The sequence below is a fragment of the Streptomyces sp. NPDC107550 genome (assembly GCF_055639095.1).
The window spans coordinates 23,953-36,748 of sequence record NZ_JBVKBC010000041.1; the positions used below are offsets into that span (position 1 = coordinate 23,953).

Genomic DNA, 12,796 nt, shown 5'->3' on the forward strand with positions numbered 1-12,796 from the left:
AGCCCCCGTCGGGCCGCCCTCCCGCGTGGCCCGGCCGACGACCGTCAGGAGACGACTTCCATGCCGCAGTCCGCAGGTCCGTCCCGTCGCACCGTCCTCGCCACCGCCGCGGCCGGCGGCGCCGCGCTCGCCCTCGGGTGCGCCGGGGTGCCCTCCGCGTACGCCGCCGACGCGCTCACCGTGCCCCTGACCGCGCGCCCGTCCGCCGAGGCCGAACGACTGCGGCTGGGGCAGGCGTTGCGCGCCACCGAGTTCCAGCCGACCGGCCGCTACGTCCCGCCCGGCACCCCGCTCCGCCTCGACGTCCTGCCCTACGACGGCCCGGTGCCGGTGCTGTGGATCGGGCAGTGGGACTACTACGGCACCATCACCGAGCCGCGCCACTACCCGCTCAAGCCCGGGTCCAACACGGTGACCGACCCGCACGGCGGCCCCGTCTACTTCTCGCTGGAGGGCGCGGGCGAACGCGCCGCCGTGAAGTTCAAGAGCGGTGCGCTGCCCATGGCGGTCTTCTCCCTCGGGCACACCGAGGAGGCCGACTACCAGCGCCAGTTGGACACATACACGTCGGTTCCGGTCGTGGAGCTGTACGGGCCGCGCTCCCTCGTGACGCTCACCCGGGACGGCGCGCTGCTGTACCGGGACGAGGACCACGCGGCGCTGCTGCGGCTCATGGAGCGGATCATCGACGCCGAGTCCGACATCAGCGGTCTCGACTCGTCCAAGCCGGTGCACCGGCCGAAGGCGGGCGGCTACCACTTCACGGAGGTGTCGATGGTGCCGTCCGGCGTCGGCGCCTACGCGACCCACGGCTACAACGGCTTCCCGCGCGCCTATCTCGACCGCGCCACCACCGTGCAGGGACTGACCACGCGCGGCTGGGGCCTGTACCACGAACTCGGGCACCTGCATCAGCAAATGGCGTACAAGCCGGCCGGGCTGACCGAGGTCACCGTCAATATCTATTCGCTGGCCGTGCAGCGCGCCCTCGGGCAGCCCTCGAACCTGCTGACGGTCGACCCGAAGACGGGCCTGACCTACTTCGAGTCCGCCCGCGCCAAGTTCGGCACGGCCGGTCTCGCCTACGAGAAGTCCTTCTCCGCGTACGAGAAGCTCGTGCCGCTGCGCCAGTTGGAACTCGCGTTCGGCGACGAGTTCTGGCCCCGGCTGCACCGGCTGGTCCGCGAGGAGAACCCGACGTCCGACTACACGGAGAACGCCAAGCGCTACCGGGCCCTCGCCACCTACGCGAGCCGTGTCGCCGGCCGGGACCTCACCGAGTTCTTCCTGACCACGTGGGCCTTCCCGGTGGACGCGCAGGGCCGCGCGGAGCTGGCCGCCCTGAACCTGCCGCAGCCGTCCGTCGACCCGGCCACGCTCGCCGACTGACCCGGTAAGGGAGCCCCGCCCATGGACTTGACCCGCCGCCGGACCCTGGCCCTCGCCGGGGCCGCCGCCACCGCTCTGGCCGTACCGCTCGCCCAGTTCCCCGCCGCCGCTGTCACCGGGACCACACCGGACTCCGGCACCGGCGACGAAGCCTCGGACGATCCGTACGAGCCCCTGCTCGCGCGGGCTGCCCGGCAGCTCACCGGCGGCGCCTTCGACCCGGCCGACCCGGACTTCGCCGGCGCCCTCGGAGCCCTGGACACGCAGGCCGCCGACTGGTGGCGGCGGCTCGACGCGTCGGCCGGACGCAAGGCGCTCTGGACGGACCTTTCCCCGGCGGCCGACCCCGGCATGTTCGGCCAGAGCTACCAGCGGCTGCGCACGGTCGCTCTCGCCTGGGCGACCCCGGGCACGTCCGTGACCGGTGACGAAGGCGTCCTCGCCGGACTGCTGGACGCGCTGCGCTTCCTGAACACCGTCGGCTACTCCCCCACACGCGCGGAGTCCGGCAACTGGTGGTTCTGGGAGATCGGCGCGCCCCGCGCCCTCATGGACATCTGCGTCCTGCTGCGCGCCCGGATGCCCGCGGCGGACCTGAGCGCCTACGTCAGGACCGTCGCACGGTTCGTGCCGAACCCCGACCGGCGGACGAACGCGCCCACCTTCGCCGAGACCGGCGCGAACCGCTCCGACAAGGCCGTCATCGTCGCCCTGCGCGGCCTCCTGGCTCGGGATCCCGCGGCGCTGGCGCTGGCCCGCGACGGCCTGTCCGATGTCCGCGACGGAGGCAGGAACAGTCTCTTCACGTACGTGACGTCGGGGGACGGCTTCTACCGTGACGGCTCGTTCGTCCAGCACGACGCCGTCGCCTACACGGGCACGTACGGCAGTGTGCTGCTCGGTGGCGCCGGCCAGTTGATCGCGCTGCTCGCCGGGTCGCCGTGGGCGGTGACCGATCCGGCGGTCGAGGTGCTGCACGACGCGGTCGACCGGACCTTCGCGCCGGTGCTGTTCGACGGCGTGATGATGGACGCGGTGCGCGGTCGGGCGATCTCCCGCGAGCGGGCCCGCGACCACGACGACGGCGCAGTCGCCGTGTCGTACATCCTCCAACTCGCGGAGGGCGCCCCGCAGGCGTACGCGCGGCGCTGGCGGGCGGCGGCGAAGGGCTGGATCGAGCGGAACAGGCGGACGCCGTACGTCTCGCTCGTCGGCATCCCCGCCCTGGCCCGCGCCAAGGAGCTGCTGGCGGACGGCTCGGTAGCGCCCGCCGAGCGGCTGAGGGGGCACTTCGTCTTCGCCGACATGGACCGCGTCGTGCACCGGCGGCCCGGGTGGGCGTGCGCCCTGTCCCTTTCCTCGAAACGCATCGCCGCGTACGAGGCGGGCAACGGCGAGAACCTGCACGGCTGGTACACCGGCGACGGCATGACGTACCTGTACGACGGCGACGACCTCGACGTGTTCGGCGACGCCTTCTGGCCGACGGTCGACCCGTACCGGCTGCCGGGCACGACCGTCGACACCCGGCCCCGGGCGGATCTCGGCACGGGCGCCGGCACCGGCACGTACCGCCCGAGGAACGCGGTGGCGGGCGGTGCCGTGCTCGACGGGCGCTGGGGCGCGGCGGCGATGGAGCTGATCGCGGACGGGTCGTCGCTGCGTGCGAAGAAGGCGTGGTTCTTCCTGGACAACGCGGTCGTCGCACTCGGCGCCGGCATCACGGCGAGCGACGGCCGTACGGTCGAGACGGTCGTCGAGAACCGGAACCTGCACACGGACGGCGCGCCCCGGCTCACCGTCGACGGGCGCCCGCTGCCGACCGCCCCGGGCCGGCCTGCCGCGCTCCCGGACGCTTCCTGGGCGCATCTGGAGGGCACCGGCGGCTACGTCTTCCCGGCCGGCGGCCCCTTGCGGGCACTGCGCGAGGAACGTACGGGCACCTGGCGCGCGCTCAACACCGGTGCCGACACGGGCGGTTCGACGAGGCCGGTGTCCCGGCAGTACGCCACCGTCTGGTTCGATCATGGGCCCTCCCCCACGGCCGCCTCCTACGCCTACGTCCTGCTGCCGGGCGCGTCGGCCGCCGCGACACACGCCTGGTCCCGCTCCCGGCCGGTGCGGATCGTCGCCAACACGGCGACGGCGCAGGCCGTGGAGTCGCCCCGGCTCGGGCTGCTCGCCGCGCACTTCTGGGCGGCGGGCGCGGTCGAGGGCCTGACGTCGGACGGGCCGGGCACGGTCCTCGTCCGGCGTCGCGACGAGGGCGTCTCGGTGGCGGTCGCCGATCCCGGCCGGACGGCGACGACGCTCACGGTGACGCTGCCGTTCCCCGTGGGGCGCGTGGTGCGCGCCGACGACACCGTCACGGTGACACCGGGCCGCCGGCCCACGCTGACGGTCCGCGTCGGCGGCTCCCGGGGTCACACGCACACCGCGGAACTCGCCTGACCGGCGGGCGCCTTGGGAGACGCCGTCCGACGTCCCCCACCAGGACGACCAAAGCGACCCGAGCCATCGGAGCCCCCACAGAAGCCCGAGCAGCCCGAGCAGCCGCAGCAGCCCCAGCCGTCCGACCGAGGAGCCAGCGAACCGCCATGCCCGCCCCGTACCTCTCCTTGCCGCCCACCGACCGTGTCCGCTCGCCCCTGACGGGCTGGACGCGAGCGCACTGGGAGGCCCTGGCCGACCGGCAACTGGACGCGGTCCTGCCGTACGCCACGCCCGGCCGCGCGCAGTACCGGCTGCCGGGCCGGGCCAGTTGGTCCGGGGTCGTCTCGGACGGCCTCGAAGGATTCGCTCGGACATTTCTGCTGGCCTCCTTCCGGATCGCGGGCGCGGGCGGCACCGACGAGGCCGGTGCCTCGACGATCTCCCACCTGATCGAAAGGTATACGGAGGGTCTGACAACGGGCACGGACCGTGACAGCGCGGAGGCGTGGCCGGCGCTCACCGACTGCTCTCAGCAGATGGTGGAGGCGGCGTCCGTCGCGGTCGCGCTGCACGAGACGCGCCCGTGGATCTGGGACCGGCTCGACGCCCGCGTGCAGGAGCGGGTGGTCGACTGGTTCTCCGGGTTCGTCTCGGGGCGGACCTGGGACAACAACTGGCGGCTGTTACAGGTGGTCGCGGAGCAGTTCCTCGCGTCGGTCGGCGCACCCCACAGCCGCGAGGACATCGAGGCAGGGCTCGACCGGATCGAGGACTGGTACGTCGGCGACGGCTGGTACACCGACGGCGACGGCCGCAACTTCGACTACTACATCGGCTGGGCCATGCATCTGTATCCGCTGCTGTGGGCGCGGATGCTGGGCCCGGGCGGCGACGACGGCGGCCGCGCCACGGTGTACCGGGAGCGGCTGAGGGCGTATCTGCGGACGTATCCGCGGTTCTTCGGGGCGGACGGCGCGCCCGTGCACCAGGGCCGTTCGCTGACGTACCGGTTCGCGGTGGCCGCGCCGGTGTGGATGGGGGCGCTGGCCGACTGCTCGCCGCTCGCGCCGGGGCTGACGCGCCGCCTGGCGTCCGGCACGGCCCGGCACTTCGTGGAACGCGGCGTGCCGGACGAGCGGGGGCTGCTCACGCTCGGCTGGTACGACACGTTCCTGCCGACGACGCAGGCGTACTCGGGGCCCGCGTCACCGTACTGGGCGAGCAAGGGGTTCCTGGGGCTGCTGCTGCCCGCCGACCACCCGGTGTGGACGGAGCGCGAACTGCCGCTGCCCGTCGAGGAGTCCGCGCAGGACGGCGCCTCCGGTCAGTACACGGCGCTGCCCGCGCCGGGCTGGCTGCTGCACGGCACCCCGCACGACGGCATCGTCCGCCTCGTCAACCACGGCAGCGACCACAACCCGCTCGACGGCCCGGCGACCGACGACCCGCACTACGCGAAGCTCGCCTACTCCTCCGCGACGGCACCCGAGTCGGCGGCGCACGCCTGGGCCCGCGCGGTCGACAACCACGTGGCGCTGCTCGCCCCGGACGGCACTCCTTCGCGCCGCCGCCGCATCCATCCCCTCTCCTGCGAGGGCCGCCGCGCCTCCTCCCGTCACCACGCTCAACTCCCCGGATGCGAGGAAGAGTTCCCGATCGTGTCCACGAGCGTGCTGTACGGCCCGTGGGAGCTGCGCGTGCACCATGTGCGGGCGCCGGGAGGTGTCACGGTCCGCGAGGGCGGGCACGCGGTCGCGGACCGTTCCCGGCCGCACGCCGAGCAGGGCCCCGGCTGGGCGCTGTCCTGTACGCAGGAGGGGCTGACGAGCGCGATCGTCGGCCTGTACGGATGGGACGAGGACGCGCACATCGCGCGCGATGTCGAGGCGAACGCGTTCGGCCCGCACTCCGCGACGCCCTGCCTCACGGCGGCCGGGCACGCGGGCGGCGACAGCGTCCACGTCACCCTCGTGGCGCTGGCCCGCGACCTCGTGCACCCGGAGGCGCTGCGGGAGGCGATCACGTGCGAGCGGGACGCCGACGGCACCGTCAGGGTGACGTTCCCGGACGGCGAGACACTGACGGTCCCGCCACCGGCCCCGGAGACCGGACCCGGCCGACCCCGCCCCGGGCCGGCTTCGCCCTGAGCCCCCGGGCCGGCCTCGCCCCGAGACCGCTGCCCCGAGCCGGCATCGCCCCTGAGGCCGGCCCGGGATCCCCCGCCCTCCCGCTCACCGCGCCGGGGCCCCGCGGACCGGTGTCCGCGGGGCCCCGCCCGATCGGCTCCCGCCGCCGTCACTCCGCCGCGGCGACCTCGCGGATCCGCGGCTCGAACTCGCGCCGCACGTACACGTCGAACGGCGCGGTGAGCGCCCCGTCGATCACGCGGCGCACCCGGTGCCGGGCCGCGAACTCCTTGAGCGCCGCGCGGGGTTCCGGCTCCACGCCCCCGCCGATGATCAGTACGTCGAACTCCTCGCTCGCCAGCAGCGTGCGCGCCTCCTCGTCCGAGTTGGCGCCCTGCGCGTCGAACCCGTCCTCGCGGAGGGTGCCCACCACGTCCGTCACCCTGGCGGGCGTCCTCCCCAGCACCAGTGTCTTCATGAGCGTTCCTCTCGTGTCTGCCGTGGCGTCGGAGCCACTGAGACCGAACGTAGAAGCTCAACCAGACCTGAGGTCAACTGACGGGCGAAGAATGCGCGATCAAGAGGCGCGTCCTTGTGGATATGCTCATGCCACTTTCCCGTCGACCGCCTGGAGTCACCCGTGTCCGTCCCGCCTCCCCCGCCCCAGAACCCGGGCCCTCAGCAGCCTGGACCTCAGGGCGCGTTCGGTCCTCCGGGACAGCAGCAGCCGCCCCACGGGTACGGCCCCGGGCCCGCCGGACACCCGTACCAGCAGCCGATGAGCGGCCGGCCCTACCCGTACCCCTACGCGGGCGCGCCCGGGTACCCGCCGGGGCAGATGCCGATGACGTCCATGCCGGGAAGTGTGACGGCGGCACGGGCCATCGCGTTCGTGCTGATGGGACTCGCGGTCGTGGGGTCGGTCCTGGCGGGCGCGCTGTGGGGAGCCGAGGCGGCGGGCGCGACGCTCGGCAGCAACACGCTGGGCTTCGTCGTCGGCATCCTCGCGTTCCGGTTCGCCACCGCGGGCAACGGCGTGCGGATCGCGGGCATCGTCCTGTCGAGCCTTCAGATCCTCATCGCGCTGAGCGCCACCGCGCGCGGGACGGGCGGCGGCCTGGTGGCGGTCGCCGGCGCCATCGCGCTCGTCGTACTGCTCTCCCAGAGCTCGGCACGCGCGTGGTTCACGCGCGCGGAGCGCCGCCACTGACCCGCTGACACGGACACCGCACCGCCACGCGCGCGAGGACGCACGCGGGACTCATCCGCTGAGCAGATCGCCGCGCCCCCGCACCCGCTCCATCAGCTCGGCGGCCATCGCCTTGATCGTCGCCAGCCCCGCGCGGCCCCAGGGGCGCGGCGCGGTGTCGACGACGCACACCGTGCCGAGCGCGAGCCCGGTCCGCTCGTCGATGAGCGGGGCGCCCAGGTAGGAGCGGATGCCGATCTCGTCGACGACGGGGTTGCCCGCGAACCGCGGGTAGTCGCAGACGTCTTCCAGGACGAGCGCCTTGCGCCGGGCGACGACATGCGGGCAGTACCCGTGCTCGCGGGCCAGCCTGCGTCCCTCGTCGCCGCCCGAGGTCCCGGCGGCCAGGGCGCCGAGTTCGCCGCCCCGGTGTTCGCCGTGCGGGGTGTGCAGGCCGGCGAAGAACTGCCGGTTCTCGTCGATGAAGTTGACCATCGCGTAGGGCGCGGCGGTGACCTCGGCGAGCCGGTCCGCGAACCGGTCGAACGCCGGTTCGGCCCGCTGTCCGAGGTCGAGCCGGCGCAGTCTGCGCGCCCGTTCGGGCCCTTCCCGGTCGATGGGGGTCAGCAGCAGCCTGCGCGTCGCGTCGTACGTCACGTGTGGGCCCCGTACCCGGTCGCGGCGGGCGCGGTGTGCGCGAGGAGGTGGCGTACGAGCGTGAGCAGCGTCTGGATGCCGGAGCTGGAGATGCGCGCGTCGCAGCGCACGACCGGCACCTCGGGGTCGAGGTCGATGGCGGCGCGCACCTCCTCGGGCTCGTAGCGGTAGGCGCCGTCGAACTCGTTGACGGCGACGATGAAGCCCATGCCGCGCTCCTCGAAGAAGTCGACGGCGGCGAAGCAGTCCTCCAGTCGCCGGGTGTCGGCGAGGATGACGGCGCCGAGCGCGCCCTCGGACAGTTCGTCCCACATGAACCAGAACCGCTCCTGGCCCGGCGTGCCGAACAGGTAGAGCACGTGTTCGGGGTCGAGGGTGATGCGGCCGAAGTCCATGGCGACGGTCGTCTCGACCTTGTTCTCGATGCCGTCGAGGTTGTCGGTCGCCTCGCTGACCGTGGTGAGCAGCTCCTCGGTGCTCAGCGGGGCGATCTCGCTGACCGCTCCGACGAACGTCGTCTTGCCGACGCCGAACCCGCCCGCGACCAGGATCTTCAGCGCGGTGGGGAACAGCTCAGAGCTGTCGTCGTAGTCCATCGAGCACTGCCTCCAGTAGGGACCGGTCAGTGGGGTTGTCGTCGTGGAACATGGGGGGTTTGGTGGTCACCGCCCCGCAGTCGACGAGGTCGGACAGGAGGACCTTGGTGACGGCTGCGGGCAGGGTGAGATGCCCGGCGATCTCCGCGACCGATGTGGGCTGGGCACACAGGTCGAGCGCATGAGTGTGCTCGGGCCCCAGGTAGCCGAGGGGGGTCGCCCCGGTGGCCATGACCAGGGTGAGCAGGTCCATCGACGTGCTGGGCCGGGTGCGCCCGTTGCTGATGGTGTAGGGGCGCACGAGCCGGCCCGCGGCACCGTCGAGCCACGGCCCGTCCTGCGCGGCCGCCACCCTCAATTCCTCATCGCCGTGGGCTCGGCGGCGGGCTGGCGGGGCGCGGTCACGAGGTAGGGGCGCACGCTCTTGACGAGCATGGCCATCTCGTACCCGAGCACGGCGGCGTCGGCCTCCCGTCCCGCGAGCACCGCGAGGCAGGTGCCGGAACCGGCCGTGGACACGAACAGCAGCGCCGTGTCCAGCTCCACGACCACCTGGCGCACGTCCCCGCCGTCACCGAAGCGGACGCCCGCGCTCCGCCCGAGGGAGTAGAGCCCGGAGGCGAGGGCCGCCATGTGGTCGGCGCTGTCGGCGTCGAGTCCGTGCACGGACTTGACGAGGCCGTCGGAGGAGAGGAGCACGGCGCTGTGGGTGTGGGGAACGCGCTGGACAAGGCCGCTCATCAGCCAGTCGAGATCGGACACATGACCCGTCGGCACATCGCTCGCCATGGGGGATCGACTCCTTGGTGGACTGCTGGGTGTGGTGCTGGTCGGTGGGACGGCGCGGACGGGGCGCGGGGCCCCGCCGGGTATCGCCGCGCGGTACGGGCGCCTCGGTGCGGCCCGGCCCCGGGGCTGCGGAGCGGTCACTCGCCGCTCCCCGCGTCGCCGTCCTGGTGGCGGGGGACGTCACGGGGTTCCGCTGCCTCGGCGAGCGTGATGCCACGCTGGAAGGCCGCCATCAGGCCGGGGTCGTGCCCGACGGGATGCTCGTCGTCGGGCCGCTGCGCGGGCCCGCCCCGCAGTTGGGGGGCGAGGTGTTCCTGCGCGCGGCGCCGGGGCAGCGTGGGCCGGGGACCGTCGCCGCGCGCCGCGTCCCCGAGCGGGGTGGGCAGGGTCCCGGCGTGCTCGGCCGCCGCCTGCCGGTCCTCGGGCCGGATGCCGGGAACGGCGTCGGCGGGCGTGGGCCGCGCGCCCCCCGCCGTCCGCTGCGGCAGGGGCGCATGGCCGGGCGGCATGGGCTGCCGAGGCACGGCGGTACCACCCGCCGGGGGGCGCGGAAGGTGCTGCTCGGGGCGCGCCCGGCGCGCGTACCCGTCCCCGGCGTACGCGGCGGCTCCCGTGTCCCCGCCGCCGACCGTCCCGCCCGCGCCGGGAACTCCGCCGTGCGCGCGATCGTTCTGCCCGTGACCGCCTTCCGCATGCCCGTCCCCTACGTGCCCGCCCTGTACGTGCCCGTCCCGTACCTGACCGTCTTGTACGTGACTGTCTCGTACCTGCCCGTCCTGTACGTCACCGCCCGCACCGCCCCCGTACGTGCCGCGCCCGTCCTGCGCACCGTGGGAGACGTGGTGCTCGTCGGGCGTCTCGTGCTCGTAGGTGTCCGGCTCGCCGAACGCCCCCGGCGCGAAGGCGTCCTGCTCGGCGCGGGCGTGGTGCGCGATGGGCTCGCCCGCCCGCTCGGGGTGGCTCCCGGAGGGGAGGGCGGCGCTCGCCGCCTGCGCGGCCGCGGCCTGCGGGGGGAGCATGCTGTCGGCGGTGGCGGCTTCGGCGGCCCGGCGCACCCGGGGTGCCCGCCCGCCCTCGTCGTCGCCGCCGAGCAGGGCCTGCGGGATGACGAGGACGGCCTGCACGCCGCCGTAGATGTTGGTCTGGAGCCGTACGGTGATGCCGTGCCGGCGGGCGAGCTGGGAGACGACGAACAGGCCGATGCGACCGTCGGCGAGCAGGCTCGCCACGTTGACCTGGTCGGGGTCGCGGAGCAGGGTGTTCATCTTGTTCTGTTCGGTGAGGGGCATGCCGAGGCCGCGGTCCTCGACCTCGACGGCGAGCCCGGAGGTCACCGCGTTGGCGCGGAGCAGGACTTGGGTGTGCGGCGCGGAGAACACCGTGGCGTTCTCGACGAGTTCGGCGAGCAGGTGGATGCAGTCGGCGACGGCGTGCCCGCGCAGGGTGCCGTCGATGGGCGGCACGAGTTTGACGCGCGAGTACTGCTCGACCTCGGCGATGGCGGACCGCATCACCTCCGTCATGGAGACGGGCCGGCTCCACTGGCGGCGGGAGACGGCGCCGCCGAGCACCGCGAGGTTCTCGGCGTGGCGCCGGATGCGGGTGGCGAGGTGGTCGACGTGGAAGAGGCCCTTGAGCAGGTCCGGGTCCTCGACCTCGTTCTCCAGGTCGTCGAGGAGGGAGATCTCGCGGTGGACGAGGGACTGCAGGCGCCGGGCGAGGTTCACGAAGACCTCGACCTTCTGCTCGCTGCCGGCCTGCCCGGACAACTGCGTGGCCTGGACGACGGCGGTCACGGCTACGTCCTGGGCGCGGGCCAGATCGGCGGCGAGCCGGTCGAAGTCGTCGGCGTCGGGGCCAGGGGCGGGCGGCTCGCGGCGCGGCGGCGGGCCCTCGCCGTTACGCAACTGTTCGACCAGGTCGCGTAGTTCGGCCTGGCCCTGGGCGCTGGCGCGGCGCAGCCCCACGACCCGTTCGCGGACGGCGGACGCGGCGCGGTCGGCGGCCACGGCCGCGATGAGGATGCCGAGGACGGTGACGGCGAACGCACCGCCGAGCACGGCCCCGAGCGCCGGGCCGAGCCGGGCGCCCGTGGAGCGGACCGTGAACAGCACGGCGGCGCTGGCGCCGAGGGCCACCGCGAGGGGCGGCAGGACGGCGATGCGCAGCAGTTGGGGCCGTATGTGGGTCTCGGCCGGCCGGGGCGCGGTCCGCCCGGCGGGCCTGCCGTGCCGGCCGCCTTCGCGGCGCTCTGCGCGGGCGGCCGGCTGGCGAAGCTGAGACATACGGCGTCCTCGTCCTCGTTCTCTGGGTCTCGTGGGGGTCGTCGCGGCGTCGGGAGGGTGGGGGTGACCGGCACGCGGGCAGCGCGACCCGGCGTCGCGCGGCGGACACTCACGGTAGTCGCCGACGGCGCGCGTGCGAGAGGCAGTTGCCAAACTCCAGCGCCCTACGTCCCGCTCTGGTATGACCCTCTGAACATCAGTCCGATAACCCAAGAAGAGGGCGTCGAACGCCATCCGGACGTTTGTGGCAAAGTGCTCGGATGATGCAGGAGCCCAGTACGGACGTTCATCCGCTCGACCAACATCGTGACCCGTCGCGCGTAGACCTCGTCCGGGGTTTGGCCGCCCAGGTCGCGGCCCAGTACGGCGGTGACCTCGCGCGGATGCGACGAGCCAACGGGTACTCGAACGCGACGTGGGTCGGCGGTGGCATCGCCGTGCGGATCGCGCACACACCCGTCGACATGGCCCGCGAGGCCGCGTTCGTGCGGGCTCTGCCGCGAGAGGTCGGGCACCCGGAGATCCTCGGCGAGGGCACCGTTGAGGGCCATGGATGGATCGTGACCGCGGAGATGCGGGGCCAGAACCTGCACGAGGCCTGGCCGACGCTGGCCCCTGCGGAGCAACGTCAGGCGATCCGTCAGTTGTGGGAGCGAGCCCTGATCGTGCACGACGCGAGCCCGTCTCTCCGGACGTACGTCGCATCACATGGGGGTTATGTTCCGGCGACGTTCGGCGATGCTGCGGCGGCGGCCAGACGCGCCGAGGCCGCGCTGGGACTCTCCAGCGTCCAGAAGTCACGGCTCCATGACGTCATCGAGGGCTACTTCCGGGCAGCACCTTCGGTCGGGCAGAGCGTCAACCATGGCGACCTCGCTCTGATGAACGCGCTGTGGGACGGCGAGGTCGTCTCCCTGCTGGACTTCGAGTTCGCCGTGCTCGGCCCGGTCGAGATCGACCTGTGCCGGCTGGTGTGCGAAGCCCGTGTGTCCGACGAAGGCCATCTCGTCGACTCGCAGGCAGGCGCCGCCGCGGTGGAGATCGCCGCGCGTCACATGGATCCGGTTCATGGTCGCGCCCTGATCCACGGCGCCGCGGTTCTCGACCAGCTCCGCGATCTTGATATCTGGCTCGCCCTCGACTCGCCCGAGGAACGGCGTGAGGACTGGCGCCCGAGCCGTCTGCTCACCGACCTCCTCGACATCGAAGGCGGCTATCTCGCGCCCCTGCTCACATGACTCCGCGGCGCGCTCAGCGCGGCGACACTCACCCGAAAACACCGGGCCGCAGCCAGCCCCCTAAGGGGCGCACCCGGCACTCACCCCTGGGGCT

The 12,796-nt window shown here is 73.5% G+C and carries 11 protein-coding genes; 5 read left to right on the forward strand and 6 right to left on the reverse strand.

Annotated features, from left to right (window positions below; all coding sequences use genetic code 11):
* The first annotated feature begins 60 nt into the window (after window positions 1–60).
* The 3 genes from ACZ7LY_RS31665 to ACZ7LY_RS31675 all read left to right on the forward strand — a co-directional run bounded on the left by ACZ7LY_RS31665 (window position 61) and on the right by ACZ7LY_RS31675 (window position 5,969).
* Window positions 61–1,389: a M60 family metallopeptidase gene (locus ACZ7LY_RS31665; protein WP_471628196.1), complete on the forward strand. Its 1,329-nt coding sequence runs from the start codon at window positions 61–63 to the stop codon at window positions 1,387–1,389.
* A 21-nt stretch (window positions 1,390–1,410) separates the two neighbouring features.
* Complete coding sequence (locus tag ACZ7LY_RS31670) at window positions 1,411–3,840, forward strand: polysaccharide lyase 8 family protein (RefSeq protein WP_471628197.1); 2,430 nt, start codon at window positions 1,411–1,413, stop codon at window positions 3,838–3,840.
* Window positions 3,841–3,986: 146 nt separating this feature from the next.
* Entirely contained in the window at window positions 3,987–5,969 is a 1,983-nt protein-coding gene (locus ACZ7LY_RS31675; protein ID WP_471628198.1) for a DUF2264 domain-containing protein, read from the forward strand.
* 148 nt (window positions 5,970–6,117) lie between these two features.
* Here the strand turns inward: ACZ7LY_RS31675 and ACZ7LY_RS31680 are convergent, their stop codons facing one another.
* A complete protein-coding gene (locus ACZ7LY_RS31680) occupies window positions 6,118–6,426 on the reverse strand; it encodes a hypothetical protein (protein WP_471628199.1) in 309 nt (102 codons plus the stop codon).
* 300 nt (window positions 6,427–6,726) lie between these two features.
* Here ACZ7LY_RS31680 and ACZ7LY_RS31685 point away from each other — a divergent pair, with 300 nt between their 5' ends.
* Window positions 6,727–7,158, forward strand: coding sequence for a hypothetical protein (locus ACZ7LY_RS31685; RefSeq protein WP_471628200.1), 432 nt, complete (start codon window positions 6,727–6,729; stop codon window positions 7,156–7,158).
* Between the two features lie 51 nt (window positions 7,159–7,209).
* Here the strand turns inward: ACZ7LY_RS31685 and ACZ7LY_RS31690 are convergent, their stop codons facing one another.
* The 5 genes from ACZ7LY_RS31690 to ACZ7LY_RS31710 all read right to left on the reverse strand — a co-directional run bounded on the left by ACZ7LY_RS31690 (window position 7,210) and on the right by ACZ7LY_RS31710 (window position 11,464).
* Window positions 7,210–7,794, reverse strand: a complete 585-nt coding sequence (locus ACZ7LY_RS31690) for a GAF domain-containing protein (RefSeq protein ID WP_471628201.1) — start codon at window positions 7,792–7,794, stop codon at window positions 7,210–7,212.
* Window positions 7,791–8,390: a GTP-binding protein gene (locus ACZ7LY_RS31695; RefSeq protein WP_471628202.1), complete on the reverse strand. Its 600-nt coding sequence runs from the start codon at window positions 8,388–8,390 to the stop codon at window positions 7,791–7,793. Before ACZ7LY_RS31695 ends, ACZ7LY_RS31690 begins: the two co-directional genes overlap by 4 nt.
* A complete protein-coding gene (locus ACZ7LY_RS31700) occupies window positions 8,368–8,742 on the reverse strand; it encodes a DUF742 domain-containing protein (protein ID WP_471628203.1) in 375 nt (124 codons plus the stop codon). Before ACZ7LY_RS31700 ends, ACZ7LY_RS31695 begins: the two co-directional genes overlap by 23 nt.
* Window positions 8,743–8,744: 2 nt before the next feature.
* Window positions 8,745–9,179, reverse strand: a complete 435-nt coding sequence (locus tag ACZ7LY_RS31705) for a roadblock/LC7 domain-containing protein (protein ID WP_471628204.1) — start codon at window positions 9,177–9,179, stop codon at window positions 8,745–8,747.
* A gap of 137 nt (window positions 9,180–9,316) precedes the next feature.
* Window positions 9,317–11,464 carry a sensor histidine kinase gene (locus ACZ7LY_RS31710; RefSeq protein WP_471628205.1) on the reverse strand — a complete coding sequence of 716 codons (2,148 nt, stop codon included), beginning with the start codon at window positions 11,462–11,464 and terminating at the stop codon, window positions 9,317–9,319.
* Between the two features lie 338 nt (window positions 11,465–11,802).
* Between ACZ7LY_RS31710 and ACZ7LY_RS31715 the strand changes: the two genes are divergently transcribed.
* Window positions 11,803–12,702 carry a phosphotransferase family protein gene (locus tag ACZ7LY_RS31715; RefSeq protein ID WP_471628206.1) on the forward strand — a complete coding sequence of 300 codons (900 nt, stop codon included), beginning with the start codon at window positions 11,803–11,805 and terminating at the stop codon, window positions 12,700–12,702.
* Window positions 12,703–12,796: the final 94 nt, after the last annotated feature.